Origin of the sequence: Spongiactinospora sp. TRM90649, assembly GCF_029382225.1 — a bacterium.
In the GTDB taxonomy this organism is placed as follows: domain Bacteria; phylum Actinomycetota; class Actinomycetes; order Streptosporangiales; family Streptosporangiaceae; genus Spongiactinospora.
The window spans coordinates 46,324-71,344 of sequence record NZ_JARLTC010000044.1 but is presented as its reverse complement, the minus strand read 5'-3'; the positions used below and the strand labels follow the sequence as shown (position 1 = coordinate 71,344).

General features: G+C 66.4%; 24 protein-coding genes. 10 read left to right on the top strand and 14 right to left on the bottom strand.

Annotated features, from left to right (window positions below; all coding sequences use genetic code 11):
* Window positions 1-108 precede the first annotated feature (108 nt).
* The 5 genes from P3X83_RS38010 (at window position 109) to P3X83_RS37990 (ending at window position 4,805) form a co-directional block, all read left to right on the top strand.
* Window positions 109-1,410, top strand: coding sequence for an IS256 family transposase (locus tag P3X83_RS38010; protein WP_277310232.1), 1,302 nt, complete (start codon window positions 109-111; stop codon window positions 1,408-1,410).
* A gap of 711 nt (window positions 1,411-2,121) precedes the next feature.
* Window positions 2,122-2,439 carry a transposase gene (locus P3X83_RS38005; RefSeq protein ID WP_277310231.1) on the top strand — a complete coding sequence of 106 codons (318 nt, stop codon included), beginning with the start codon at window positions 2,122-2,124 and terminating at the stop codon, window positions 2,437-2,439.
* A 35-nt stretch (window positions 2,440-2,474) separates the two neighbouring features.
* Complete coding sequence (locus P3X83_RS38000) at window positions 2,475-3,209, top strand: IS3 family transposase (protein ID WP_277310230.1); 735 nt, start codon at window positions 2,475-2,477, stop codon at window positions 3,207-3,209.
* Complete coding sequence (locus tag P3X83_RS37995; protein ID WP_277310258.1) at window positions 3,206-4,483, top strand: IS30 family transposase; 1,278 nt, start codon at window positions 3,206-3,208, stop codon at window positions 4,481-4,483. The genes P3X83_RS38000 and P3X83_RS37995 overlap by 4 nt, the downstream gene beginning before the upstream one ends.
* Window positions 4,464-4,805, top strand: coding sequence for an integrase core domain-containing protein (locus P3X83_RS37990; protein ID WP_277310229.1), 342 nt, complete (start codon window positions 4,464-4,466; stop codon window positions 4,803-4,805). Before P3X83_RS37995 ends, P3X83_RS37990 begins: the two co-directional genes overlap by 20 nt.
* Here P3X83_RS37990 and P3X83_RS37985 read toward each other — a convergent pair.
* The 7 genes from P3X83_RS37985 to P3X83_RS37955 all read right to left on the bottom strand — a co-directional run bounded on the left by P3X83_RS37985 (window position 4,802) and on the right by P3X83_RS37955 (window position 11,960).
* Window positions 4,802-5,605 carry a hypothetical protein gene (locus P3X83_RS37985; RefSeq protein ID WP_277310257.1) on the bottom strand — a complete coding sequence of 268 codons (804 nt, stop codon included), beginning with the start codon at window positions 5,603-5,605 and terminating at the stop codon, window positions 4,802-4,804. The genes P3X83_RS37990 and P3X83_RS37985 overlap by 4 nt on opposite strands.
* Window positions 5,606-5,970: 365 nt before the next feature.
* Complete coding sequence (locus P3X83_RS37980; protein WP_277310228.1) at window positions 5,971-6,453, bottom strand: HAD family hydrolase; 483 nt, start codon at window positions 6,451-6,453, stop codon at window positions 5,971-5,973.
* Window positions 6,454-6,722: 269 nt separating this feature from the next.
* The gene (locus P3X83_RS37975) at window positions 6,723-7,511 is read right to left on the bottom strand and encodes an endonuclease/exonuclease/phosphatase family protein (RefSeq protein ID WP_277310227.1); all 789 of its coding nucleotides are present in this window, start codon (window positions 7,509-7,511) and stop codon (window positions 6,723-6,725) included.
* A gap of 545 nt (window positions 7,512-8,056) precedes the next feature.
* A complete protein-coding gene (locus P3X83_RS37970; protein WP_277310226.1) occupies window positions 8,057-10,375 on the bottom strand; it encodes a DEAD/DEAH box helicase in 2,319 nt (772 codons plus the stop codon).
* 12 nt (window positions 10,376-10,387) lie between these two features.
* Window positions 10,388-10,753 (bottom strand): hypothetical protein, encoded by a 366-nt coding sequence (locus P3X83_RS37965; protein WP_277310225.1) that lies wholly within the window; start codon window positions 10,751-10,753, stop codon window positions 10,388-10,390.
* Window positions 10,737-11,081, bottom strand: a complete 345-nt coding sequence (locus tag P3X83_RS37960) for a hypothetical protein (protein WP_277310224.1) — start codon at window positions 11,079-11,081, stop codon at window positions 10,737-10,739. Before P3X83_RS37960 ends, P3X83_RS37965 begins: the two co-directional genes overlap by 17 nt.
* Window positions 11,082-11,084: 3 nt before the next feature.
* Window positions 11,085-11,960 carry an SAM-dependent methyltransferase gene (locus P3X83_RS37955; RefSeq protein WP_277310223.1) on the bottom strand — a complete coding sequence of 292 codons (876 nt, stop codon included), beginning with the start codon at window positions 11,958-11,960 and terminating at the stop codon, window positions 11,085-11,087.
* 467 nt (window positions 11,961-12,427) lie between these two features.
* Between P3X83_RS37955 and P3X83_RS37950 the strand changes: the two genes are divergently transcribed.
* The 4 genes from P3X83_RS37950 (at window position 12,428) to P3X83_RS37935 (ending at window position 16,667) form a co-directional block, all read left to right on the top strand.
* Window positions 12,428-13,780, top strand: coding sequence for a hypothetical protein (locus P3X83_RS37950; protein ID WP_277310222.1), 1,353 nt, complete (start codon window positions 12,428-12,430; stop codon window positions 13,778-13,780).
* 34 nt (window positions 13,781-13,814) lie between these two features.
* Entirely contained in the window at window positions 13,815-14,690 is an 876-nt protein-coding gene (locus P3X83_RS37945; RefSeq protein ID WP_277310221.1) for a DMT family transporter, read from the top strand.
* 279 nt (window positions 14,691-14,969) lie between these two features.
* Entirely contained in the window at window positions 14,970-15,554 is a 585-nt protein-coding gene (locus P3X83_RS37940; RefSeq protein ID WP_277310220.1) for a flavoprotein, read from the top strand.
* 519 nt (window positions 15,555-16,073) lie between these two features.
* The gene (locus P3X83_RS37935; protein ID WP_277310219.1) at window positions 16,074-16,667 is read left to right on the top strand and encodes an NUDIX hydrolase; all 594 of its coding nucleotides are present in this window, start codon (window positions 16,074-16,076) and stop codon (window positions 16,665-16,667) included.
* Here P3X83_RS37935 and P3X83_RS37930 read toward each other — a convergent pair whose 3' ends face one another.
* The 7 genes from P3X83_RS37930 to P3X83_RS37900 form a co-directional block, all read right to left on the bottom strand.
* On the bottom strand, window positions 16,668-16,811 hold the full coding sequence (locus P3X83_RS37930) for a hypothetical protein (protein ID WP_277310218.1): 144 nt from the start codon (window positions 16,809-16,811) through the stop codon (window positions 16,668-16,670).
* A gap of 11 nt (window positions 16,812-16,822) precedes the next feature.
* Window positions 16,823-17,638 (bottom strand): endonuclease/exonuclease/phosphatase family protein, encoded by an 816-nt coding sequence (locus P3X83_RS37925; protein ID WP_277310217.1) that lies wholly within the window; start codon window positions 17,636-17,638, stop codon window positions 16,823-16,825.
* Complete coding sequence (locus tag P3X83_RS37920; protein ID WP_277310216.1) at window positions 17,639-18,310, bottom strand: hypothetical protein; 672 nt, start codon at window positions 18,308-18,310, stop codon at window positions 17,639-17,641.
* Window positions 18,307-19,737: a formyltransferase family protein gene (locus tag P3X83_RS37915; protein WP_277310215.1), complete on the bottom strand. Its 1,431-nt coding sequence runs from the start codon at window positions 19,735-19,737 to the stop codon at window positions 18,307-18,309. Before P3X83_RS37915 ends, P3X83_RS37920 begins: the two co-directional genes overlap by 4 nt.
* Entirely contained in the window at window positions 19,734-20,972 is a 1,239-nt protein-coding gene (locus P3X83_RS37910; protein ID WP_277310214.1) for an aminotransferase class I/II-fold pyridoxal phosphate-dependent enzyme, read from the bottom strand. The genes P3X83_RS37915 and P3X83_RS37910 overlap by 4 nt, the downstream gene beginning before the upstream one ends.
* Window positions 20,972-21,691, bottom strand: a complete 720-nt coding sequence (locus tag P3X83_RS37905) for an NACHT domain-containing protein (protein ID WP_277310213.1) — start codon at window positions 21,689-21,691, stop codon at window positions 20,972-20,974. Before P3X83_RS37905 ends, P3X83_RS37910 begins: the two co-directional genes overlap by 1 nt.
* 102 nt (window positions 21,692-21,793) lie before the next feature.
* Window positions 21,794-23,956: a hypothetical protein gene (locus tag P3X83_RS37900; RefSeq protein WP_277310212.1), complete on the bottom strand. Its 2,163-nt coding sequence runs from the start codon at window positions 23,954-23,956 to the stop codon at window positions 21,794-21,796.
* A gap of 198 nt (window positions 23,957-24,154) precedes the next feature.
* On the opposite strand from P3X83_RS37900, the gene P3X83_RS37895 reads away from it, so the two are divergent.
* Window positions 24,155-25,006 carry a hypothetical protein gene (locus P3X83_RS37895; protein WP_277310211.1) on the top strand — a complete coding sequence of 284 codons (852 nt, stop codon included), beginning with the start codon at window positions 24,155-24,157 and terminating at the stop codon, window positions 25,004-25,006.
* The last annotated feature ends 15 nt before the right edge of the window (window positions 25,007-25,021 follow it).

Genomic DNA, 25,021 nt, shown 5'->3' with positions numbered 1-25,021 from the left:
TCACCAGCTGCGCCCTCTCGCTCGTTGCCCGCACTCTGTTCCGGCCCCTTCCGCTGCGGGGGACTGTACGGTCTTCGGTGTAACTCCTGATCATGGAGAACGCACCTGATGAGTACTGTGATCCAGGCATCGACACAGCTCGATCTGGAGGACGCCGCGGTGGCGCGTAAGAAGCCCGAGGACCCGACGGATCGGGAACTGGTGGCCAGGCTGGTGGACCAGGCGCGAGCCGAGGGGGTCGAGCTGGTCGGTGAGAACGGGCTGCCGGGCCGGCTGACCAAGCTGGTGCTGGAGTCCGCCCTTGAGGGCGAGATCGCCGACCATCTCGGCTACGACAAGCACGAGCGCTCCGGCAACGACAGCGGCAACACCCGCAACGGCAGCCGGTCCAAGACTGTCATCACCGACGTCGGCCCGGTCGAGATCACCGTCCCGCGGGACCGGGACGGCAGCTTCGAGCCGAAGATCGTGCGCAAGCGGCAGCGGCGCCTGTCCGGGGTGGATGAGATGGTCATCTCGCTGGCCGCCAAAGGGCTGACCACCGGCGAGATCTCCGCGCATCTGGCCGAGGTCTATGGGGCCGAGGTGTCCCGGCAGACGATCTCCACGATCACCGACAAGGTGCTGGAGGGGATGGCCGAGTGGCAGAACCGGCCGCTGGATCGGGTCTATCCGGTGATCTTCATCGATGCGATCCATGTCAAGCTCCGCGGCGGTCAGGTGGCCAACCGGCCGGTCTACGTGGCGCTCGCGGTCACGGTGGACGGCGAGCGGGACATCCTCGGGTTGTGGGCCGGCGACGGCGGTGAGGGCGCGAAGTTCTGGCTGCATGTGCTGACCGAGATCAAGAATCGCGGCGTGACCGATGCGCTGATGGTGGTCTGCGACGGGCTCAAGGGGCTGCCGCAGGCCATCGAGGGCGTCTGGCCGCAGGCGGTGGTGCAGACCTGTGTGGTGCACTTGTTGCGGGCCTCGTTCCGGTACGCGGCCCGCCGGCACTGGGACGCTGTGGCCAAGGCCCTCAAGCCGGTCTACACCGCGCCGACCGAGGCCGCCGCCCTCGAGCGGTTCTATGAGTTCGCCGAGGTCTGGGGCGGCCGGTACCCGGCGATCGTGAAGCTGTGGGAGGACGCCTGGGCCGAGTTCGTGCCCTTCCTGCACTTCGACGCCGAGATCCGGCGGGTGATCTGCTCGACCAACGCGATCGAGTCGGTGAACGCGCGGATCCGGCGGGCGGTCAAGGTCCGTGGCCACTTCCCGAACGAGCAGGCCGCGCTCAAGTGCGTCTACATGGCGATCATGAGCTTGGACCCGACCGGGAAGGGCCGCAAACGCTGGGTCACCCGTTGGAAGGCGGCGTTGAATGCCTTCGCCATCACCTTCGAAGGCCGTCTGACCCCGACCGCCTGATAGATCCCGTTAAGAGCGAGATACACCGATTACTGGACAGACCCCGCTGCGGTCCAGTGGGCCTGAAATTCCGCCTGATTTCCCGCATACGCAGGAGGCCGAGGTGCGCGAAGATGGCCTCATGACGCCTCGTCAGCGGACGTGCGTTGCCTTGCCCTGGCAGCGACTACCGCAGTGGGCCAGCGTGACGGCCTATACCTGCGCCGCTCGTAGGTGACACGGGCGGGGCCGATCGTCCACATCAGACTGGGCGCGGGCACCGAGGCCGTGGAGGTCGACGGATGGGAGGTCAGATCAGGCCAGGGGGACCTGCCATTTCTCCGGTCCATCTCTGAGATGGACCGCTTGCCTCCGGGGCGTGGCCCGAAAGGTGTAGCGGTCCAAGCCAGGGTAGCCCTGCTTTCGCCACCATACATGGACATGTTCGACTTCGTTCCAGAGCAGCCGGGGTCCGGCTTGGCGAACTGGGCGGTCATCGGCACCGTGGTCCGCGTGCGATACCTCCGCCCAGGCACCGTCGGGGGCCGACAGCCCCAGCACCGGCTGTCTTGCACCGTCGCAGCGGGCATACAGGCCCACGCCGGGCATGTGCAGCTGCACGGCGAAGGCGAACGACGGATCCAGCAGGGTGTCCGGTGCCAGGCTTGTGGCCCGGGTGGTGGATCGCCCCGGGTTGGCTGGAGGCTCCGATACCTGGAAGGGTGAGGGGTTATGGCACCTCCGAGGAAGTATGCGCCTGAACTGCGTGAACGCGCAGTTCGAATGGTTTTTGATCTTCGTGATGCGGGTGAGGGCACAGGTCTGCTGGCCCGGGTCGCGGACCAGCTCGGGGTGCATCGGGAGGCGTTGCGGACCTGGGTACGGCAGGCCGAGGTCGATGGCGGGAAGCGTCAGGGCCGGACGTCGAGTGACGCGCAGCGGATCGCCGAGTTGGAGCGGGAGAATCGTGAGTTGCGGCGGGCGAACGAGATCCTGAAGGCCGCGTCGGCGTTTTTCGCCCGGGAACTCGATCCGAAACTGCCGCGCTAGTCGAGTTCGTTGACGCTCATCGCGACCGGTTCGGCGTGGAGCCGATCTGTGTCGTGCTGGATTTCGCGCCGTCCACGTACTGGGCGGCCAAGAAACGCGAGTCGGAACCGTCGGCTCGCGCGGTGCGTGATGAATGGCTGAAAGGGGAGATTCTCAGGATATGGAAGAAGCCGGGCCGTGGCCTGTACGGGGCTCGGAAAGTGTGGCGACAGCTTCATCGTGAGGGCATCGTGGTGGCGCGATGCACGGTCGAGCGGCTGATGCGGGAGCTGGGTATCGCGGGAGTGACCGCGGGCCGCAAGCGGCCACGCACCACCGTCCCAGGCCAAGATCGGCCGAGTGACCTGCTGGAACGCGACTTCGCCGTGGACGCGCCGAACATCGCGTGGGTCGCGGACATCACCCATGTCGCGACCGCGGCGGGCTGGGTGTACGCGGCGTTCGTCCAGGACCTGTACTCCCGCCGGATCGTCGGCTGGCAGGTTGCCGACCACCTGAGCGCCGACCTTGCACTCGACGCCCTGGAGATGGCGATCTGGTCGAGCGGTGGCGGCGTCGACGGCCTGATCCACCATTCCGACAGAGGAGTTCAAGGCGGATTCAACCGGTGCTCGCAACACTTCATCGTTGGAGGTGTTGGTGCATGGGCGTGGGCAAGAAGCAGCAGGCCGCCCGGTTGTATCGCGGTCAGGTCCCCTCACCGGGACGGCCGAGCGTCGCCTGGCGTGATGATCGCGTCCGGTTCTGGCGGGCGATCGCTCGTGGAGTGACCTCGGAGGAGGCCGCGGCGGAGATCGGCGTGTCGCCGGCGGTCGGGACGCGCTGGTTTCGCCAGGCTGGCGGGGTGGGACCATGCCTTGCCCCGACCGTGTCGGGCCGCTACCTGTCGTTCGCCGAGCGGGAGGAGATCGCGTTGTGCCGTGCCCGGAAGATCGGCGTGCGTGAGATCGCCCGGCGCCTGGGACGGTCGCCATCGACGATCTCCCGTGAGATCCGGCGCAACGCCTCCACGCGGACCTACGACGTGGAATACCGGGCGACGGTCGCGCAATGGCACGCCGAGCGCCGGGCCCGGCGGCCGAAGACCGCCAAACTGGCGGCCCACCGGCCGTTGCGCGAGTACGTGCAGGAGCGGCTGGCCGGGCAGGTCCGCCACCCCGACGGCACGCCGGTGGCGGGACCGCGGACGGCGCCCTGGAAAGGACGCAACAAACCCCGGCGCCAAGATCGCGGCTGGACCACCTCGTGGAGCCCCGAACAGATCGCCCATCGGCTGAAGGTCGACTTTCCGGAGGACGACACGATGCGGATCTCTCATGAGGCGATCTACCAGGCGCTGTTCATTCAGGGGAGAGGAGCGCTCAAGCGGGAGCTGGTCGCCTGCCTGCGCACCGGGCGTGCCCTGCGGGTGCCACGCGCCCGCGCCCGGCACAAGGACCGCGGCCACGTGACCCCTGAGGTGCTGATCAGCCAACGGCCCGCCGAGGCCGAGGACCGCGCGGTCCCTGGCCATTGGGAAGGTGATCTCATCATCGGCACCGGCCGGTCGGCGATCGGCACCCTGGTGGAGCGCACGACCCGCTTCACCTTGCTGTTGCATCTGCCGCGGATGGAGGGCTTCGGCACCCAAGAGCGGGTGAAGAACGGCCCGGCGCTGGCCGGCCGCGGCGCAGAGGCGGTGAGGGACGCGATCACCAAAGAGCTCACCGGCCTGCCCGGGCAGCTCCTGCGTTCACTGACGTGGGATCGTGGAACGGAGCTGGCCCAGCATGCCCGGCTGCGCATCGACACCGGCTTGCTCGTCTATTTCGCCGATCCTCATAGCCCCTGGCAGCGGGGCACCAATGAGAACACCAACGGCCTGCTTCGGCAGTACTTCCCCAAGGGCACCGACCTGTCGCGGTGGGCTGCCGAGGATCTGGCCGCCATCGCATACACGCTCAACACGAGACCCCGAAAGACCCTCGGCTGGAGAACACCGGCAGAGGCCTTCAGCGATCATCTAAACTTGCTGCTGACCAGCAGTGTTGCGACGATCCCTTGAATCCAAGCAATACACTTCTATCCGCTATGCCGAACGACTCGACCAGGTCGGCGCTGCGCGTTCTGTCGGTAGCAAGGGCGACTCGTATGACAATGCGGCCGCCGAGTCTTTGAACAGTCTCTACAAGAAGGAGCTCATCGATTTCCACGGTGGCTGGAAAGGCGTCATGGATGTGACGATGGCCACAATGGAATGGGTTGCCTGGTACAATTCCGAGCGGCTACATTCTTACTGTGGAAACGTTCCTCCGGCTGAGTACGAGGAGATGTTCCACCGATCGACCGCCGGCATCGGCCCGGCGACCGAGAACCAAGCGGTCTAGCCTCCAACTTCGCCGGGGCGGTCCATGGTGTGTCGGAGCGCCAGGGATGTGGACGGCCGGGGTTGCCAAGTCGTGGTGGGACCCGGAACCTCGTTGAGGAAGTAGCCACTGACGGAGCCGCCACCATCGACTGTTGCTACCAGCATGGCTCCGCCGATCCCGCCGGCGAGGCCGGTGAGGATCATTCCGCCTTTGATGGTCTGGCGGATCCATGCTGGAGGCAGGTAGGGCCGGGGGCCGGTGGCCAGGATCCGATTGACGCGACCGACCATCTGATCATGTTCCGGCCGTCCGATCACCACGCAGACCTCGAGTCCTAGGCGGCGCAGCCGGTCTCGGGTGCGCCTTCCCGTGTACGGGTCGTCGTGGATCATCGTGAGGCGACCACGACCGAGCCTGTGGGCGAGCAGCGCTGTGCTGTAGCCGGTGTTGGTGCAGATCTCCAGGACGCGGTGCTTTTCGCTGACGTCCAGCACCTGCAACATCCGGGCCAGCACGCTGGGCTCCAAGGCGTAGGCGGATGGCCAGCCGATTCCCGCCCCGCTGTCGGCGAAGCGGGTTTCGACCGGCTGCCCGTCGACGTGAGTGATCAGGGCACGGTCGGCGTACACCCCGGCCAGCCACGCCGGAACCTGCCGGCGTTCCTCCCCGCTGACCAGAACCAGACGCGGAGGCAGGAACGGCGAAACAGGCCGGGCCCGCCCGACGTGCGAGGCGAAACTCGGCACGAAGAGGTGGCGGGGCACCGTGGTGAACGCATCCCTCCACCGGGGATCGGGCAGTGCACCACGTCTAACCATGCCCGCCACCAGCGACGTGAGGGTGGAGGAGGCTGTGATGGTTCGTCTCATCGCTGGCGTCTTTCCTGAACGGGGCGGTGCCTTCGGCGCGCCATGACCCTGCTCTCGCCCCTCGTATCGTGGAGGTTCGCCGCGCTGGCCGTCCGGAAGATAGCGCGACGATGGCATCGTCGCGCCGGGTGAACCGTTAACGGTGATCTCTGAGTTCAGCCACGGTCCGCGCGTTTCGGCCGGACCGCGATAGCCATACGGCTGGAGTGGATACGTCGATCCCGCAGGTGAGTGCCTCTCCTGACGTCCGGCCCACGGCGCCGGACCGCGCCACGGGTGCTGGAAGGGGGGCCGTGGACGCATGGCCATGACGATCACTTCGTCCCCAGGAGCTGAGGCAGGTCGCGGACGTGGTCGATGAGCAACGCCCCTTCAGGCAGTTCCTCGCCAGATCGCACACCGCCTGTGCGGACGAGTACCGCGCGCATGCCGTGACGGATGGGAGCGACAACGTCTTTCATCAGGTGATCTCCGACGAACAGCACTTCCTGCGCCGGGCAATCGGCGGCAGCGATGACCAAGCGGTAGAAGAGCGGCTCGGGCTTGGCGACGCCGAGCGGGTAGGAAAGCAGGGCAGCGGTGAACAGGTCAGCGATACCTGCCGCTTGCAGAGCGGGCCAGCGGGTCTCGGCTGGCATCGTGTTCGACGCGAGGACGAGCCGCTTGCCTGATCTGTGCAGTCTTCGCAACGCGATGGCCGCCTCAGAGTCGACGGGCTTCTGCCCGAGGACGTGATCGATCACGTCGGCGGAGATCGTCGAGCCGTAATCCAGGGCGATGGCTTTGATCGTGTCCATGATGGCTCTACCACCTCAGCAAAGAGGACGCTTGTTCCGGAGATTGGCGAGGCCCTGGGATGTGACCGGGACACCGCTTGGAATAGGTGGGTCACGCTTGAGATTCCAGCGCCGGTCGGCGGTCGTGGCCCTTGCGTGTGCCGCAGGCGGTATCAGCCGAGGACCCTTGCGATTGAGCACGTGCGGCGCTGGTGCAGCGGACAGGTCGCCCTGGCGTGATCGATCCGTACGGGAGCCGCAGTTGCCGGCCCGGGCAGGAGGTGATGTCGTCATTCCCCTGTGGTGGACAGATCGGCCACGCCTATCACCGGCCGGTGGTCGGACAGCGGCTTATCTCGCTCTTGGACCACGGTGTAGCTCTTCCACGCGCCGCGCCGGAGGTTGCTGTAGATCCGATCCGCGCGGTAGGACGGGCCGTGCCGATGGCCCACCGTGGGCGCGGGGTCGCCGAAGACCGTGGCGAGATCCAGGAACCCGGACTCCTCGATCGCCTGCGCCGCTGCGCGATCACTCTTGCGGCGGGCTTGCGCGGGATGAACTCCCGGACCGTCTGCTGGGCTCTCGTCCACGGCGGCGGCGTTGAAGTCGCCGACCAGGATGGTGTCCCGCCCTCGAAATAGATCGAACGCTTCGGCCTCGGCCTTCCGCGTTGTCGGACTGGCGGGCGCGAGATGCGTGTTCAGGAACCACAACGGCCGGGGCCACCCGTCCACGGCCAGTTCGACAGCGGCCAGGGCGTGCCACCATGGCACGGCCTGGTCGTGATGCTCACGTACCACCCGCAGCCCGGACCGTTCCCGGACGAAGACGGCGAGGTGGCAGCCGTGATGGTTGGAGTGCACCAGGGCGCGGTAGGACATGCCGAGCCGGGCCGCAGCCAGATTCAGTAACCGGTCATTGTCGTCCTTGGGCCCGGCGTCCCAGCGCTTGGCCTCCTGGATTCCGAGCAGGTCGAGCCCCAGCGGGGCGAGCAGGTCGAGCTGGTTCAGCAACCGGCTCTCATCCCCGCCGTCGAGCCCGCCCTCGTCGAGGTTGTAGGTGCCCACCGTCAGTTTCATCGGTCCTCCGAGTCTGCGACGCGGTTGGGGTGTTAGGTCCGTGCGGGCTGGGAGAGCGCGTCCCCTGGGATTTCTTGGTAGGGCTGATACGACGGGTGTCGAACGGACCAGCCCGATTTCACCGACGGGGCGGTCGGCTAGAACTCAGGGGGTAGTCGGTGGCCTCCGCCGGCGGCCGGGGAATCGGAATGCCGTAGTCCGCCATGGGGCCGGCGGGCGCGCCGTTCACCGTCGTACGGGCCCGGCACACGGGCCAGGCGCAGTGTGCGCAGGTCAGCGGGCGCCGGTCGGCGATGTGATCCATAAAGGTCTTCCTAGTGAGAGGAATGGTGGCGGTGCGCACCCCGTGCGGGGGCCGGGCAGGGGTGCGCGGCTGGTGGGGCTGGGCCCAAGCGGTCGCGGCGGCCAGGGCGAGCGATTCCGGCTCTCTTTCTGCAGGCCACTAATATTCCTGCTCGCGGAGCATTTCATTCGCTCTCGCAGGCGGCGTTCGTCGCCGTCGTCGATTCCGCCGTGTTCCCGGTCACAGATAACCGTACATGGTTTCATCTGCCCTTCAGGTTCTGTGCGAGACGCGGATTGGGGACATCGACTCCGGCTGCGCGCAATGCCGTTCTACGCTCTGCGGTCAATCTGCCTTTGCGAGCGTCTTCTAGCTGGCGGTGAAACCATGAGCCAAGCGCAACTCCATCCTTCGTGACGTATTTGTTGTTCAATCGGGTAGGTAAGCCATTCGCAGGCCGAAGAGCTTGCAACGCCTTCAAATTCTCCCACCAGCGAGCTTCATAGACATTCCACATGAAGCCCTTCTTCTCAAGGACCTCGATCTCGTCAGAGCTTAGTTTGCCCTGCCGGTACAGTACGCGGTAGTGGACAACCGTCCTTCCCAGGGGAAGATCTGCGGGAGTGCGGTACCTTTGTGGAACATTTAGGTTGCCATGAGTCTCGTAGTAGGCGTCCAAGTCGTCAAGTAATTGCTCCCAGGTACCGAAAATGAATCCAGCCTTCTTCAACTCGGCGATATACTGCGCATCGAGCTTCCCTTTCTGGTAGCGGGTGCGCAAAGTGTTGGTAGCGCGACCGAGAGGGAATCCGTCAGCGGTCATATATGCCTTCGGGATGCGCAGGTTTCCGTTTTCGGCACGATAGGCGCGAAGCTCGGCCAAGAATTTCTCTCGCCGATCCGAGAGCGCGTTCCAGATCATTCCGATGGCATCCATGAGGTTGATGCGGGCAGGGCTGAGAACGCCAGACTTGTACGCTAGACGGAGGGTGTGAATCCAACTCCCCAATTGAAGCCCGCTCGCTGTTCTATACAGGGCGGGGACAAGCAGGTCGCCATTCTTGGCGTAGTACGCTTCGGCGGCGGCGTAGTACTCCTCCCATGAACTGGTCGCGGAACGTATCGTCTGCACGGTGATGGCCGCGGCGAATCCGTCTGGGACGGGGACGCCGGTGACGTGCAGCCATTCGGGGATGCCCGGCGGGCAGGAAGCGGCCTGATCGGCGCCGAGACCGCGACGCTGCTCGTTCAGACGGACGGCCAGATCCTCATCATGGGTCGCCAACGCTCGCACGACCTGCCACAGCGGCGCGTATGCGGATGCCGCAAGCGCGCTCTCAGGGTCCTCACCTGGTGCGAGAAGCACCGGAATGATGATGCTGGCCGTCTTCGGCCCTTCGCGGCTCCCTCGACGTAGCGCGCGGCCGATGGCCTGGATGGTGTCGGTGGGGGAACTGCGAGAGTCGACGAACGCCACCGCGTCAACGGCAGGCACGTCGATGCCCTCGCCGAGTACGCGGGCGTTGGAGATGACGACCAGGTCCCTATCGTCCTGGCGCAGCCGGTCCAGTGCGGCACGCCGTTGGGCAAGGGACTGAGTGCCGTGGACGTGACCGGCCCACAGACCGGGTGGGCGCTCACCAGAATTCAGCAGGTCGAGCGCGTAGGGCAGCGTGCCGGCGAAATACCTGGCATTGCTCACGCGATTGTGGAAGCTGATCAGACGGCGGATGTCGTACTGGTGGGCCGCACGCAGGACCGCGATCTGCGTGGCCAGCATGGCCGGCGACAACGCTGATCGGCCACTTTGGTAGAACTCCGCAGGTCGCGGCATCTGAGCAGCGGCACGGACCTGCTCATTGGTGATGATGGGCGCGATCACCCGGTAGTCGGCCAGCAACCCGCGCTTTCGGGCCTCTCCGAACGACAGATGGTAGGCGCGAGATCCGAAGATCTTCTCGTCATCCATGCTGACCACATCGTCCCCGCTGGTGAGCAACACCTTGGGGGTGGCCGTCATGTACTGACGACGCATGGCCGGAATGCGGTCATTGTCGTGGATGACGGCCCACGGCTTGGTGGCGCGGCCAACGCTGCGATGCGCCTCATCGATCAAGATCAGGTCCCATGAAGGCGCGGCATGCCGGGCGTGCGCCTCGGCGATCAAGTGGAGGCTGTGATACGTCACGGCGACCAGCGTCCTGCCCGGTGCGCTGGCCAGGCCGGCCAGCCGCTCCGGGTCGGAGGTGACGATCTCATGATTGCCGTGTAGCGCTTGGCTCCGTGTGACGTTGGGGTCAGAACAGCACGCGATGATCCGATCCCACGCCAGTTGGTCGCCAAGCCTGCGCCATTCGGCGATCGTCTGGGCCAGCAGCTCAAGGAAGGGAGCGACGATCAGCACGCGGGCTGTTGCACGGCCGGACAGGAGTTGCGCCGCGGTCGCTGCGCCAGTCCTGGTCTTGCCTGTTCCGCAGGGCATGACAACGGTGGCTCGTCCACCGGTGGCCAGGGTGTCCACGGCGGCATTGATCGCCTCGTGCTGATGGGGCCATAACGGAGGTCCGTCGAAAGTGAGCATGATCCTATGAGGTCAGTACGGGAAGAAGGGAGGGATGGAGCGTGGCCCGGACCGCGCGCAGCGTTCGGGGCCGGAACCACGCGACTGGTACTGGTCGGTCACAGCAGCCAGCGCATCTGATGGATGGCTGCGGCTCCCTCGGGCCGTGAGGGCGGGGATGACAGCTGACCAGAGCTTCGCATCACGGACGAGCATCAGCTGCCACAGGCTTTCGGCAGTAGCGGCTTCAACGATGATCGCCGTGGGCGAGTCGCCGCAGAAGAAGGCGATGAAGACACGGTGGTAGGCCAACCACAGCACCACCCAGCGGTCCTGTGCCCGCCGTTGCAGGTCCCGCGCCAGTTTCTGCTCTGCCCCATGCTCACGAAGATGTGGCATGGGCCGGTCCCGTCGTCTGGATGGGTTCGTCTGGCCCGTTGAGCAGCCGATAGTCGGCTACCAGCGCGCCGGCCGCGCCGTCCACGGTATGGCGGATCCGGCACAGCCGTCGCCCACTGCTGCGCGCCCTGGGGCTGGGCCAGTAGACGAGCGGGCTGTCCGCAGTGACATCCACCGTGGCGACCAGGCCGTGGCACAGGGATACGGCCGTCCGGTGATGATCACCGTTCAGGTCGGCCTGAATGCCCCGCTTGTCCAACTCCTGAGCCAATCGGGCACCGAACCGCCAGGCGTCGGCCTGGTAACCGGTCCACATGAGCGAGTCCATCGGTCACCTCCTGATCCACTCGAATGTCCCGAGCCCGCCGAGGAAGAACCCTTCTCCCGCGACGTGCTTACGCGGGAGGGGGCCGAGAGTCGGCCGCCACTCGGCGACATCCACCAGACCCGGCGGATGGAGTTCGGGCACATGCGGGGCGAGCAGCGCGGCGACCCGCTCCCGCGTGCGCGGGAAGATCGGCGTCGCCGACGCTTCGTAGATCTCGCGGGCGGCCTTCGACGCCTCAGGGGACATGTCCTCATCGCACGCGTGGCTGATCGCCACGACGCTGCCCCGGCCCAGCCGTTCGGCGAAGCGGCCGAGGACCTCGGACAGAAGGTCGTCGCGCTCCACGAAATGGGCGACGGCCACCAAGATGAGCCCGGTCGGCCGATCGGGGCGCAGAAGTCCGTGTGCATCAGCGCTGTCCAGGATCGCATCGGGCTCCCGCAGATCCCCTTCCACCATGGCGACACCGGGACCGGCCAGTAAGGCTCGGCCATGCGAGAGCACCACCGGATCGTTGTCCACATACACCACCCGCGCATCCGGGTTCACCCGCTGGGCGGCCTCATGCACGTTGTCCCGGGTGGGCAAGCCGGACCCGATGTCCAGGAACTGCTCGACCCCGGCCTCGGACAGCGTGCGCACCACACGGCCGAGGAAGTCCCGGTTCTCCCACACCGCTCGCCGGACATTCGGGCTCGCCTTCTCCAACTCCGCCGCGGCCATGCGGTCGGCGGCGTAGTTGTCCTTACCGTCGAGCAAGAAGTCGTAGACCCGGGCGGCGTTCGGCTGAGCGGCGTTAACGCCTGCGGCCCGGGTGTGATCAGGGTGCGAGGTGGTGGTGCTGGCCGGTTCGGTGTTGAAGGGCTTACCGTCGTTCATGGGTCGCTGCCTCTCAGCGATCTAGGACCCGTTGAGACGCTGCCAGACGCTCGACGGGACCGCCTTTCCTGTTTCGATGCCATGCCGGTACAAGGACCGCTTCAGGTGGATACGCCAACCGTGCAATCGCATGACCGGATTGTGTGTTCTGTCCTGCAAGTGGTTCCCGCCAGGTTTCGTGGGCTGAATTCAACCCGCACCAATCCCGCCAAACGGTTGCATCGGGGCCTATCCGGCACACCAGTCCCTCGTATCCCTACGTGAGGTCTGACATGACCGAACGAAGCGCCCGCGCCCAATGTTGCGTCCTGTGGCACTGGGAACAACCCCGCCTCGTGGGAGTCACTGATCGGTTATCCCTCGTGGCAGGGAAAAGTTCTCTGACCTGGCCCATCACCGGTGAGGCGGACGGTGCAAAGGATGTAAAGTCTGACCGGCACAGTGCGGATCCAGCCAGGATGGTGATCGTGAGCGACTTAGCGGGACGTGCGAAGACGCACAAGCGATACGCGCACCAACTTCGCAAACAGTCCCTGACCTGGGCAGAGATAGCCGAGAAGCTTCACCATGGCTACCGGTTGAACATGCTGGCCGCTCTTCGCATCGCCCACGGGTGGAGTCAGGATGATGCCGCTTCCGCCTGGAACCGAAAATGGCCGGATAGCCCAACGACCAACAAGCACTTCTCCCGCTGGGAGAACGCCAGGGGCACGCTGACGGTGGAAACCCTCGGCAAACTCGCCGAACTGTATGAGTGCAGCGCCAGCGCACTGATCAGCGATTGGCATGACTACAGTGATCTTGATCAGTATCATCAGGACCGCGTCGTACATGGCACCGAGATGGGTTCGGACCATCTTGCAAAGGTGAGCCAAAAGTCAAGCTCCTTGCCCTCGCACGAATCGTCTTCCAGGGGCTCGGGGACGTCGCTGTCTCGCGGCCTGTTGGACCATCTGACCGCTATGACGGAAAACTATCGGCGGCTGGACTATCTATCCGGCGCCCAGAGCGTCCAAAAGGAGGCGATCGGCCACCTGCGCCGGTTGCATAATTTGATGGGCGCGGCTTCGACTACCGCACTCCATCGTGACCTGCTACGCGCCACCGCCGATGCCGCACAGCTAAGCGCGTGGCTCTCCATCGACGGACAGGACTACACCGCCGCCTCAGGATATTGCACTATTGCGGCAAACCTGGCCGAGCAGGCCAAGGACCGTGACATGCACGCCTATGTGCTGGGGGTGATGAGCTACATCCACCTGCATGCTGGTGACGGCGACGAGGCGTTGACGCTACTGACTACGGCTACCCAGATGACCTGCCGTTCCACGTCGCCGGCGATTCGCTCCTGGCTGAGTGAGGCGACAGCCGAGGCGTACGCTTTGAGTGATGAGCGTCTTGCTGGAGTGAAGATGCTCGCCAAGGCCGAGACGATATCCGATCAGGTGACGGCTGCTACTACACCTCCCTACCTGGCGTTCTACGATAGGCCTGTTCACGTTGCCCGGCTTAAAGGGCGCTGCCTGATGCGGCTGGGGCAGTCGGGCCCGGCGATTCGTGCGTTGAAGGAAAGCCTCGATCTGCTTCCAGACGGCTACGTGCGAGAGCGGGGTGGAACCTTGATCGACCTGGCCTATGCGCGCGTCCAAGCTGGTCAAATAGAAGAAGCATGCCACGTCGCTGGGCGAGCCCTTGACCTGGCCTCGGTGACCGGCTCGCAGCGGAACCTGCGCCGCCTTGATGACTTGCTGGTAGTGCTGAGACCATGGAATGGTGCCCCGTGCGTCGCCGATCTGGTCGGCCGAACGCTACTCACCTAGGAATCAACCCTCTCCACATGCTGGCAGCCGCGCGATGACCCGCCGCGCCTGGGGCGAACTCTTGCTGTTATCGGTTTTGTGGGGAGCGGTGTATCTGCTGATTGAGATCACCTTGCGGGAGCTGTCACCTGTCGTGGTGGTTCTGGGCCGTGTGGCTACTGCTGCGGCGATGCTGACCCCTTTGGCCCTGCGCTACGGAGCATTGCAGCCGCTCCTCCAGCATCCCCGTGTAGTTCTGCAGACCGTTCTTGTGCAGTCGACGATCCCGTTGGTACTGCTCACTGTTGGGCAGCAGTACGTCTCGTCGGGAACGGCCGGCATCCTCATTGGTGCGCAACCGCTGGTCGTTGCCATCCTGACGATCCGGTTCGCCGTCGATGAGCGACCTCACGGCTGGCCGGGCATCCTCGGTATCCTGCTCGGCCTGGTAGGACTACTCCTGCTGTTCGGAGTCGATCTTCGCGGTGGTGGCCTGGAGCTATTCGGCGGTTTGCTCGTCTTGGGTGCTGCGGTCTGTTATGCGGCCGGGGCGGTCATGATTCACCGCCGCCTCGCCCACGCCGCACCTCTCGGGGTGGCGACATCCTCCATGCTGGTCACAACCGCTGTGCTGCTCGTCCCCGGACTCTATGCATTGCCTACTGATACGCCAAGCCTTCCGGTGATCGGCGCTTTGCTGATCTTGGGAGTCGTCTGCACCGGTGGCACCCTGGTGCTGTTCTACGCGTTGATCAGCAAAGCCGGACCGTCTCGTGCTGCGCTGGCCTTTTATCTGTCGCCAGCATTCGCGGTAGGCTTCGGAGGCGTGCTGCTAGGGGAACCGATCTCGGCTCCTCAGATCGCTGGGCTCACGGCGATTTTAATCGGTGCCGCCCTTGCGGGAAGATCTCAAAGAGAGTCGGCGGTCTGAAGGGCAGCCATGTGCTTGTAGGACCTTGCGGGAATCGCTTGATTCCGGGTCGAGCAACGCCAGTACTTCATGGACAGGGCGCTCACGCTGTTGGTGAGAGGCCACGGAGATTCCGGACAGCCGCCCTATGGGCGTAGTCTATGCGGCTATTTGGGGTGAAAAGGGACTCGGGGAGAACCTCAGGGAGTGGCCGATAGCCGAGCGCAGAGTGCAGGCGCTACATCGGATGCGTCGTTTGGACTGGACGCTACGCCCTATCTTCCGGTGAGCAGGAGATCGATGATGATCGACGCCAAACAGGGTCTGCGAAGGCCGGTTTTGTATGTGATCGCGTGTGGTGGCCGTCCGGCGGGCGAATTGCCGGATCTGGTGAGCTCGTTGCAGGCCGAGGGCTGGATGGTATGCGTGGTCACCACGCTGTCGGGTCAGAAGTTCGTCGATGCCGACAGGCTGGCGAAGCTGACAGGCCATCCGGTCCGGCAGGACTACAAGCGGCCGGAGGAGCCAGATGTGCTGCCACCGGCCGATGCGATGGCGGTGGTTCCGGCGACGTTCAACACGATCAACAAGTGGGCGAGCGGGATTTCCGACACGCTGGCCCTTGGGTTACTGAATGAGGCGATCGGTTTGGAGTTGCCGCTGGTGGCAGTGCCGTGGCCGAACGTGGCGCTGGCCCGTCATCCCGCCTTCTCCCTCAGCGTGGAGCGGTTGACTTCCTGGGGCATCTCGATAGTGCTGGACCGGGCACGCCTGCCGCAGCCTTCCTCTGGCCTACCGGGCGCGGCCACGTTTCCTTGGGCAGAGCTGAAGGCTGAACTGTCTCGGATCTACCGCGAGTGCGCTCAGCGCATCGCGACTGGCTGACGCCGCAGGTCCGGCGGGGGGAGTGCTGGACAGACCGAGCTGCCGGGTGGGGCTCACTCTGGTTGGTGTTGGTTTTGGCGCGGGTGGCGAGCCGAGGACCAAGCTCGACGTCAGTGACGCCGAGCACTGCGGCGAGTTCGCGCCGGGCCGCCTGGGATGGTCCTCACCGGTGGGCGTCGCGGGTAGCGGTGGTTCGCGGGTCGGCCAGGATAGAGCGCGTGGTCGAGCGCGGGCCGTGTTCGCTGCCGCTGGTGAACCAGCTGACCAGTCTGCCGTGGGCGATGAGTCGGGCGTTGGGGGCGGCGATATCGCTCTCACTCCGCCAGGCGAACGGGACGAACACGCGCTCGGCCGGTCGGAGCGGGGGTCGCTAACTAAGAGGGATCGCCGGCTGACAGACGCCATTTGACATGTCCGGCTGATGGACGGGCGCAAATGGTCTGTGGTCGGTAGGGTGCCTGCACTGGTGAGCGTGGATGGGCAGAAGTTTCACCAGTTCTCATCAGCGGAAGGTGTCCGATGCCCGGCATTCAGCATGACTCGCGGCGAGTTGTTCGAGACCTGGTGCAGGCCGTTGTCCCGTATGACGATCGAGAGGCATCCGATCAGCAGTGGATGCGCGATTGGATCGATGCCGGTCATCCGCTGTTTCGCGTGGCCAAGCCGGCGACTCCGCACCGTCATCTAGCGGTGTATGCCGCGCTGTTGGATGAGGCGGAGCGAAGCCTAATGCTCGTCGATCACGCGAAGGCGAAGGCCTGGCTCATGCCCGGTGGGCATGTGGACCCTGATGAGGATCCGCGGGTCACGGTGGTACGGGAGTTGGATGAGGAGTTGAAGATCGCTCCCCCCTTCCATCCGCAGTTCGGGTCGGAGCCGTTCTTCCTGACGGTCACCGAGACTCGGCCGCCACACCCACACACCGATGTGACGCTTTGGTTCGTCTTTTCCGCCGACCAGGGCCAGGAGATCGTCCCCGATCCGGCTGAGTTCTCCGCGTGCCGCTGGTTCGGTCTGGACGACACTGAAGCGTGGGTGGGCGAGTTCGATCCACAGATGTTCCGGTTCATGGCCAAGCTCACCGGCGCGCTGGAACTGGCTCCCGTCAGCTAGTCAGCTGGCTGTGCACAGCGATGAGCGGCCCCGAAGCCCGGTCATGAAGCGGTCGGTGGCGTGAACCTCAACCCTGTCGTTGATCTTCGGGTAGTCGTCCACGTACAGGGTCCTGGTGGCGGCCAGATAGCCGAAGTAGGGCACCGTGAGGGAGCTTACGCGGGGACGCCCAAGGTAAAGGTAGCGAGCAGGGCAGCGTGGTCGGTGATGCGGCTGGTGCGGGGGGTGTGGTCGTAGGCGCAGCTCACCAGCGTGCCGGTGGCCGGGGTGGCGAACAGGTGGTCCAGGCGCTGCGCGCCGTACCGGTCGCTGATCCAGCTGTGCTCGTGCAGGGCAGGGTGGGCTTGGCGGAAGGCGTCGACCAGGCCGAGGCGCTGCAGGCCGGTGTAGAAGGCGTAGTCGTGCTCTTCGAAGGAGGCCATGGGCGGCTGGTGACCGGGCTCGACGATGTTGAGGTCTCCGGCCAGCAGGAGTTTCGGGCGGCGGATGGTGTGGAGGTATTCGAGGAACGTCTTTTGGAAGGCGCGGCGCCGGTCGCTGCTGTCGGTGGTCATGCCGTTGGTAGGCCCGTACAGGCCGACGATTCTGATCTGTTCGCCGTCGTGCTCGACGTCGACAGCGACAGCGCGGGGATCGCCTGGCCCGGCCACCGATGTCTGGGGCAGGCCACGGGTGGCCACCGCAGTGAAGTAGGACCCTCCCGCCCAGCTCGGCGGAAGGCAGACCTCGAAGCCCTCGGCGGTCAGCCCGCTGATGACGAGCTTGGTGCCGTCGGAGGGTTTGAGCTCGGTCAGAATCAGCACGTTGCTGCGGTTGGCCAGCAACCATGACAGGGTCTGCTGAGCGCGCTGCATGCTCGGGTTGTTGATGTTGAGGGCGCACACGCGCAGCTCGCCCGGTGCTGGTGCAGAGGTGGCGGGCTCGTCGTCGAGGCTGCCGAACAGCGCCTCTTGGATGAGGTCGTCGGGCATCTACTGCTCCTGGCTGTTGGTGAGGCCGGTCAGGTGCTCAACGCGGCGGATGGTGTCGGTGAGCTGGCCGGGGTGCATTTGTTTGGCCGCTCGCTGCTCGGGTGTTTCATTGGCCGCGCCGTACACCCAGAAGGAGGTTCCGTTCTCGGTGTCGAGGATGAGGAAACGGTCGCGGGTGGCAGGGCCGCGTACCAGGATGGAGATGGTGTCGGCGTCGGCTTGGACGGTGTGGACGGTGGTGTGGTCCAGGGCGTAGCTGGATCCGGGGCGTTCGCGGCGTACCAGGATCGGGGTGAGGGTGCGGGGGTCGGTGTGCTCGCCGAAGTCGGTGTCGGCTCCGAAGATCCGGTGGAGATATTGGCCTCGGTAGATGCCGGAGAAGAACGACCAGCGGTGGTGGTGTGGCCGGTCGTAGTAGCCGGGCCGGTACAGGTGCAGCCGGATTCGGATGTCGCCGTCGGCGTACAGGACGAGTTTGTCGAGGAAGTCATAGCGTTCGCACATGCCGGCCAGGGTGGGGTCGCCGGGAATCGCGTTCAACAAGGCCCCCAGCAGGCCGGGCTCGGTGGTGATGACTTCGTACACGGGCTGGCAGCCGTCCAGAATGGCGCCGGGGTCGTTCCAGTCGAGGTCGGCCAGGCCGCGAAAAATGGGGTGCGCAGTGGTGATCATCGCTGGTCTCCCGTTCCGTAGGGGGATGCGTTCATGATGCGCTTTAGGTGAGGATGCAGCCGATAGAACTGCCTGGCCAGGTGCGGGGCTTGGGGCTGGCCCTCGGGCAGGTGGCCGGTCGTAGCGGTGTGGGCGGTGATGGCAGCCAGCAGGGTGAGCTGGGTGGATTTCACCCGTTGGCGCAGGGTCGGCATCGGGACGAGGGAGACAGGTTGGGTGAGCAGGACGGGGCCGGTGTCGACGCCAACGTCTACCTGGTGAACGGTACAGATGATCGGGTCGTTGTTGAGCAAGGCCCAGGCGACGGCGTCCATGCCGCGGTAGGTGGGCAGCGCCCCGTTGTGCGCGTTGAGGGTGCCCAAAGTGGGGATGGTCAGGATCTCGCGCGGAACGATCGGCATGCCGAGCAGGATGAGCAGGTCCGGCTGCCACCGTGCCAGGACGACCGTGACGTCCTCCCAGGCGGTGACGTGCGCCTGCGTGGCCGGTAGGTTGGGGGCCGGGCTGGGTCGATGCGACGGGGCGGGCGGGTACCAGGCGCTGTCGTAGGCCGAGCTCACCGTCTGCTGGGGCGGTGAGCCGTACCAGCACACTGCGGCGGCCTCGACACCGAGGCCGCGCGCGTAGGCGAGGAAGGCCGATGGGCTACTGGAGCCGGCCCCGGCCAGGATGACGGTCTTCATCGTCCCAGCGGCCGGAACGTCGGTGGGATCAACGACCGGCGAAAAGACGGCCGGCTTGGGCTCGGCCGGTGCAGGCATGGGTGGCAGCGAGCGACGAGAGAGGCGATCGGCCAGCTCGGCGCAGGCGTCGTCAACCAGGGCGGCGGTGGCCTGGATGTTCGGCAGGAGATCCGGCGTGCTCCACCGGTCGGCGTGCCGCCGCATCCAGACGGTGCCCAGGAGCTTGCAGGCGGCGTTGAGGAAACGCAGGTCGCCGCTGGCGGCATTGACGCCGAGCCAGTGGTCGGCGAGCAGCAGCCACGCCTTCGCCATGGCGGGAGTGAGGGCATGGGTGTGGGCTTGGACCGGCGGCCGCCACAGGCGGGCGGTCTCGAAGCGGTGCAGCAGGTCGGCGTCGCAGCCGCCGGGTGATGCCACCGCCGTCTCAGCGGTCGTGTTCTCTACCGCCGCCCTATCGCCTGCCATATCGGTCGCAGTGCCGGGCGGCGCGCTGAGTGGCGTGCCGGGCGCGGCGCCGCCTGGTATGGCAGGCGGGGTGGGGCCGGGCTGCCACCAGCGGCCGGCCAGGGCCGCTTCGGCCACCTCCGCGATCGGTTCCGGCGCTAGGAAACGGACGACTCGGGGGAACCCAGCGAGAATGTGCGCGGGAGTGAAGTCGGCGTCGACCGCCTCCGGCGCCGACAGGTGGCTGCCCGTGGCGGTACCGATGCCCGTGCTGGTGCCGACTTGGGAGTGGGCGGTCATCGGGCCACGTGCTCGCTGACCTTGGCCAGCGCGGCCAGGTAACCGTCCAGCAGTTCCTCATCGCCGGAGTATCCCCAAGCTGGGATCTTGATGAAGGCGTCCTGGAAGGCGGACACGCCGGGCAAGTCGACCGGGTGAATGGGGGCGGGTGTCCAGCTGGCGTGCGGGTCTCGGCGTGCGAACAGCGGCTCGGCGGAGATGTCGCGGGTGGAGCCGGGCGCATCGACGTCCAGCGCGCCTTCGGCGACGCACAGCCGGACGAACTCATCTCGGGTCACGCTGGCTTGGTCTGGGTTGAAACGCAAGCCGAGGACGTACAGGCCGTGGGTACCACGCTCGGGCGCGACGATGGGGGCGATGACGGGGTTGCCGTCCAGCGCTTTGGTGAAGGTGTCGAGGTTGTGGCGGCGGTGGGCCTCGATATGGGCGGCGCGGGCGAGCTGGTGGACGCCGATGGCGGCGCCGAGTGTGGTCATCCGCTCTTTGAGGCCCATGCCGGTGAAGGCGAACGGGAAGTGCGCGGAGCTGGGGGCGATCTCGGCGCGGGAGCGTTTGTTGTAGTGGGCGAACAGGACGGCCAGCTCACGCAGACGCGGGTCGCGGGCCACCAACATGCCACCTTCCCCGGTGGTGATGGCCTTCTGGTTGGTGGAGAAGACCGCCAGGTCGCCCCAGGTGCCGACGGGCCGGTCGTCCCATCGGGCGAAGTGGGCGTGGGAGCAGTCCTCCAGCAGGGCCAGGTCGTGCTCGGCGCAGAAGGCGGCGATCTCGTCCATCGGGCATGGGATGCCCCACATGTGAGTGACGATCACCGCTTTCACGTTCGGCTGCATCCGATCGGCCAGGCTCTGCGCGCTCACGTTCCCGGTGGTGGGGTCTGCGTCACAGAAGACGACCTCGATGCCTTCGAAGGCGAACGGGGAAGCGGTGGCCAGGAAGGTGTAGGCGGGGGCGAGGATCGCATCGCCGGGGCGCAGGCCGAGGATGTGGCCCGTGGCGTGGATGGCGGCGGTCCCGGAGGCCATCGACACGACCTGGCCGGGCTGCAGGCCGAGAAAGGCGGCGAAGGCCTGCTCGTACTCGCCGATGATGCCGGTGGCGTCGCGATCGGACAAAGAGCGGTGAGCTTGGTCGAGGATCGCCTTTTCCAGGGAGGCGTCGATGATGGGCCACTGGTAGTGCGGCCTGGGCGCCTCCAGGGTCATGGGTCCGCCGTGTGCGGCCAGCGCGGTCATCACAGGGGCTCTCCTTCGGGTCGTCGCAGGGGGGCGATCAGGGGCCGCAGCAGGTCGAGGGTGTCGGCAACCGAGGCGGCCGCGTCCAGGTCGAGGACGGCCCAGCGGTGTTGGTCGGCGTAAGCGAGCAGGTTCTTCAGCCCGTCGTGCTGGTAGGTGATGAACGCCTGGCGGCCGTAGTCGCTGACTCCGGCGTGCATGCCCATCTCGCGAGGCTGGAAATCACCGCGCCGGTCATACAGGGCACCGAGGTCGGCGGTAAGCACGATCACCGCGTCCGGGCCCGCCACCCTGCCGAAGATCACATCGAGGTCCGGTTGAGTCCAGCCTTGCAACAGGAGCTTGGAGAAGAACTTGAACCACCAACCGTCCATGATCACGTCATGGCCGACGGCGAGGACGGGGTCAACCACGCTGGTGCGCAGCGCGCTGTACCAGGAGGCCTGCAAGTGCACCCAGAAGTCGTCGGTCAGATCGGGGGCATCGCCCGAGTGCCACAGCATGGTGGCCAGCCGGGTCATCAGAGTGCGGGCGTAGGGGGAGGTCTGGCTGATCTGCCGTCGCGGCACGAACACCAGCTGCGCCCCGACTGCGGGCGTGCCGGGGACGGCGTCGGAGTAGATCGTGTCGGCCAGGGCTTGCGCAAGGGTCGTCTTGCCGATCCCGTCTGGGCCTTCCAGGACGATCAGCCGTCCTCGCTGCGCCTGCCGTATGGCCACGGTGGTCGTGCCTCCTTCGTCCGCCGGGTCTGATGGTGCTGGCTCGATCCTCACCCGGCCCCGATGCGTTCGTCCGGCTTTTGCGGTGAGACCGACAGCCGGTCAGGCGCCGCAGGCGTCGGCGGCGTTGATGAGCCGCCAACCGGTACCGGCGAGCCAGCGCCGGTGCTCGGCACGCAAGAGCTGGGCGTTCTCGGGCGACAACAGCGGTAAAGCCTGGCTGATGGGACGGCTGAGGGCCTCTTGGAGGTGGCGCAGTTGCTCATCCATCAGCGCGCGCAGCGCCTGCTCGCTCAGCTCAGAGGAGGGGGCGGTGTGCTCGATGAGGGCGAGCATGGCGGTGAACACCGTGTAGGCGGCCGCGCGGATCGTGACCCGCGCGGCGTGCAGGACGGCCCGCTGCGTCCCGTCCACGATCTTCTCCAGGCTCTTCAGGGTGTAGTCGAGGGCGAAGGTGCGATCCACCCACATCTGCGCGTGCACCGAGCAGGCGCCGATGCGCTGATCGGCGAAGCGCGCCTCGATGCGGCCCATGCTGGGATCGATCGCGCCACTCAGCCCGTGCGCGGCGACCGCGCGGGTGTAAGCCGCCCCGATCAGGCACTCCATCGAGACCAACATGTAGGAGATACCGGCATGGAAGGGACGGCCCGACGTGTGCGCGGCGACCCAGACCGGGTCACGGACGCCGTCGACGATCTCCTCTACGCTCAGGTGCGGCTGCGGGGCCAGCAGCAGATCGGTCCGCCCCTGGAAGGCGTGCGTGGCGCGCAGCTCGGTCAAGCTCATCAGCTGGTCGAAGGTGATGTAGGTGAAGCGCGTCGGCACGCCCAGCGCACTCAGCGTGCGGATCGCCAGAGCGTTCTGCTCGCCAGTGGCGTCCTTGTTGAACCGAGTCAGGATGGAGTCGACGCCGGACTCCACGCCGAACAACATCCGGCGCAGCCCGAGCCCGTTCAGGCGCCGCCACATCCGGGCCCGCTCCACGTGCCAGTCCCGATCCTGCTCCGGACTGACGACCTGATCGACGCGGCAGGAGGACTCCCACGCGAAACCGGCGCCGTGCAGCAGGCCCGCCAGCTCCAGGCCACGGGCCACGGCGCCCTGGTCGCGGCCGAAGAACTCCTCATCCACCAGGTAGAGGGTCTTGGAGATGTCCGGGTGCCGATCGAAGGTGCGGGTGAGCTCAGGCAGCACGACGGCGAGCTGCTGGGCCGAGCCCGCAGCCCATAGCCCCTTGTGACCGCGCGGGCAGAAACCGCACGCCGAGGTACAGCCGCGCGAGGCCTCCACCTGGGCCACTCCATGGCACTCCAGAGTGCGCTCCAGCAGGTCGAGTTCAGGCAGAAAGTCAACCAGGCGGGCGTTGGGCACCTTGGCGGTGCGCCGACGCGGGTGTACCGCCATGCCGCCACCGCGCGCGGCGCCGGCGTAGCCCAGACCCGGGATCGCGGCCAGTGGCAGGTCCCCGTGATAGTGGCTGAGCGTGTCGGCGATCGTGGTCTCCCCGGCGCCACGGGCGATCAGCAGTTCGGGGTAGCTGTCGAGCAGGAGCGCTTCGTTGCGGACGGTGAGGCTGCCCCCGGCCAGAACCAGCGGCGGTGCGGGCAAAGCGTACAGGTGGTCCAGCAGGGCGATCATCAGGTCGTGCTGGCCGAACGTCGCCGACACTCCGACGATGTCGGGCTCGTCGGCGGCGACCGCCGCGAGCAGGTCGGCGAAGCTGACCTTCAGCTGCATGTCCACCAGGGTGATCTGGCCGAGCAGTGTACGGCGGGCGGCCCGCGCCAAATCGGAAATCGCCAACGGGAAGCGCGGCAGCGGGAACCACTCCGGGTGATATAGAGAGGCCAACAGCACTCGCGGCCGTTGCAGCCGCTCAGCGCCCTCCACGCTGACCTGGCCTCCGGACAGCCACTCCTCCGGCTGGTCGATCATGAGATGCCCGTTCGTCCACTCGGGCCAGTCCCGCGCGGCGTGCGGACGCCCCTCCAGATCGGCGAAGGTCCACCCGCCCAGGTTCCGCGCACGTTCGGCTACCACCAGCCGCTGCTCGAGAGTCCCGGTCACGCTGACCTTTCCCGGCATGACCCCAGTGAGGGCGTGGCACAGTACGTTCGGCTGGCCGGCCGGAATCCGCAGTAGCACCTCACGCCGGTCCTGGTTCAGCCGATGACCGGTGGCGTGCTCGACCGCGGCGATCAGCCGACTGCCCCACGCCTCGTCGACGACTGCCGTGCGCTGGTGTGCCGTGGTCGTGGTCATCGGCCTCGCTCCTGTCGCCTCGGGCTCTGAGGCCAGCACACGCGATCACAGGAAGGCCGCCAAGAGGCGCGGACGGACCCGGACTCATCCATGCCAGGTCACAGCCGCTCACCTGCGAATCAGCCCTGTGGCGAACGATCGCATCGCTACACTGCACGGACAGTTTCGGACAGCTGGACGCCGTCGATCAGGAGTCTCGTGCCGCTCCCCGAAGAACTGGATCCCACCCAGGCGCACACCGTGGCCGACCTCGCGGTATGTCTGCGCCGCGCCCAGCTTCTCGCGGGCAATCCCTCTTTGCGGGAGCTGGAACAGCGCGCCCGCCGCCAGGGACGCAGCCTTCCCCGCAGCAGCACCGGAGACATGCTCGGTGGCAAGCGCCTGCCGCGCAAGACAATGATGCTCACCTTTCTGCAGGCGTGCGGGATCAATCCCGGCGAGGACCCTCGCTGGCTGGTGGCCTGGAACCGGCTGGCCGCCTTCGCCACCGCGACACCGGATCACCGGCCGCTGAGCGAGGACATCCTGGCCGATGTTCGAACCGCCGGCCTGACCAGGATCGGCACGACCTACCTCACCGACATGCAATGGAGCGCCCTGTTCGCCGATGTCCGGGAGCTGGACATCTACATGGCCTACGGACAGACGTGGGCGCGGATGCACGCCCGCGACCTGTCCCGCCTGGCCGCGCGGCCCGGCGCTCGCATCCGCGTGGTGCTGGCCGACCCCGACGACGAGCGCACCGTCGCCGTGCTGGCCGCCCGCTTCGACCTCACCGTCGCCGAACTCCGGCGTCGCATCACCGACACCCGGGCCGACTACGCCGCGCTGCGCAGCCAGATGGGCGCGACCATCGAGATCTACTACCGGGCCGGTGATCGCATGTTCTCCTTCTACCGGCTTGATGACACCGCTGTGCTCGGCTTCTACAGCCACGCCCGCACCCGGGCCGCCAGCGTCCCCGTCTTCGTGTGCGAACGACCCGGTGAGCTGTACGACTTCATCCTCGAGGAGTGGCAGGCCGTCATCGGCGACAGCCGGCCCGCCTGAACCGGCCAGCGTCCG

Bases quoted from the DNA above. Each gene is read 5' to 3' on its own strand.
- P3X83_RS38010 (WP_277310232.1), top strand. From the start codon at position 109: ATGAGTACTGTGATCCAGGCATCGACACAGCTCGATCTGGAGGACGCC.
- P3X83_RS38005 (WP_277310231.1), top strand. From the start codon at position 2,122: ATGGCACCTCCGAGGAAGTATGCGCCTGAACTGCGTGAACGCGCAGTT.
- P3X83_RS37985 (WP_277310257.1), bottom strand. From the start codon at position 5,605: ATGGTTAGACGTGGTGCACTGCCCGATCCCCGGTGGAGGGATGCGTTC.
- P3X83_RS37980 (WP_277310228.1), bottom strand. From the start codon at position 6,453: ATGGACACGATCAAAGCCATCGCCCTGGATTACGGCTCGACGATCTCC.
- P3X83_RS37975 (WP_277310227.1), bottom strand. From the start codon at position 7,511: ATGAAACTGACGGTGGGCACCTACAACCTCGACGAGGGCGGGCTCGAC.
- P3X83_RS37970 (WP_277310226.1), bottom strand. From the start codon at position 10,375: ATGCTCACTTTCGACGGACCTCCGTTATGGCCCCATCAGCACGAGGCG.
- P3X83_RS37965 (WP_277310225.1), bottom strand. From the start codon at position 10,753: ATGCCACATCTTCGTGAGCATGGGGCAGAGCAGAAACTGGCGCGGGAC.
- P3X83_RS37960 (WP_277310224.1), bottom strand. From the start codon at position 11,081: ATGGACTCGCTCATGTGGACCGGTTACCAGGCCGACGCCTGGCGGTTC.
- P3X83_RS37955 (WP_277310223.1), bottom strand. From the start codon at position 11,960: ATGAACGACGGTAAGCCCTTCAACACCGAACCGGCCAGCACCACCACC.
- P3X83_RS37945 (WP_277310221.1), top strand. From the start codon at position 13,815: ATGACCCGCCGCGCCTGGGGCGAACTCTTGCTGTTATCGGTTTTGTGG.
- P3X83_RS37940 (WP_277310220.1), top strand. From the start codon at position 14,970: ATGATGATCGACGCCAAACAGGGTCTGCGAAGGCCGGTTTTGTATGTG.
- P3X83_RS37935 (WP_277310219.1), top strand. From the start codon at position 16,074: ATGCCCGGCATTCAGCATGACTCGCGGCGAGTTGTTCGAGACCTGGTG.
- P3X83_RS37925 (WP_277310217.1), bottom strand. From the start codon at position 17,638: ATGCCCGACGACCTCATCCAAGAGGCGCTGTTCGGCAGCCTCGACGAC.
- P3X83_RS37920 (WP_277310216.1), bottom strand. From the start codon at position 18,310: ATGATCACCACTGCGCACCCCATTTTTCGCGGCCTGGCCGACCTCGAC.
- P3X83_RS37915 (WP_277310215.1), bottom strand. From the start codon at position 19,737: ATGACCGCCCACTCCCAAGTCGGCACCAGCACGGGCATCGGTACCGCC.
- P3X83_RS37910 (WP_277310214.1), bottom strand. From the start codon at position 20,972: ATGACCGCGCTGGCCGCACACGGCGGACCCATGACCCTGGAGGCGCCC.
- P3X83_RS37900 (WP_277310212.1), bottom strand. From the start codon at position 23,956: ATGACCACGACCACGGCACACCAGCGCACGGCAGTCGTCGACGAGGCG.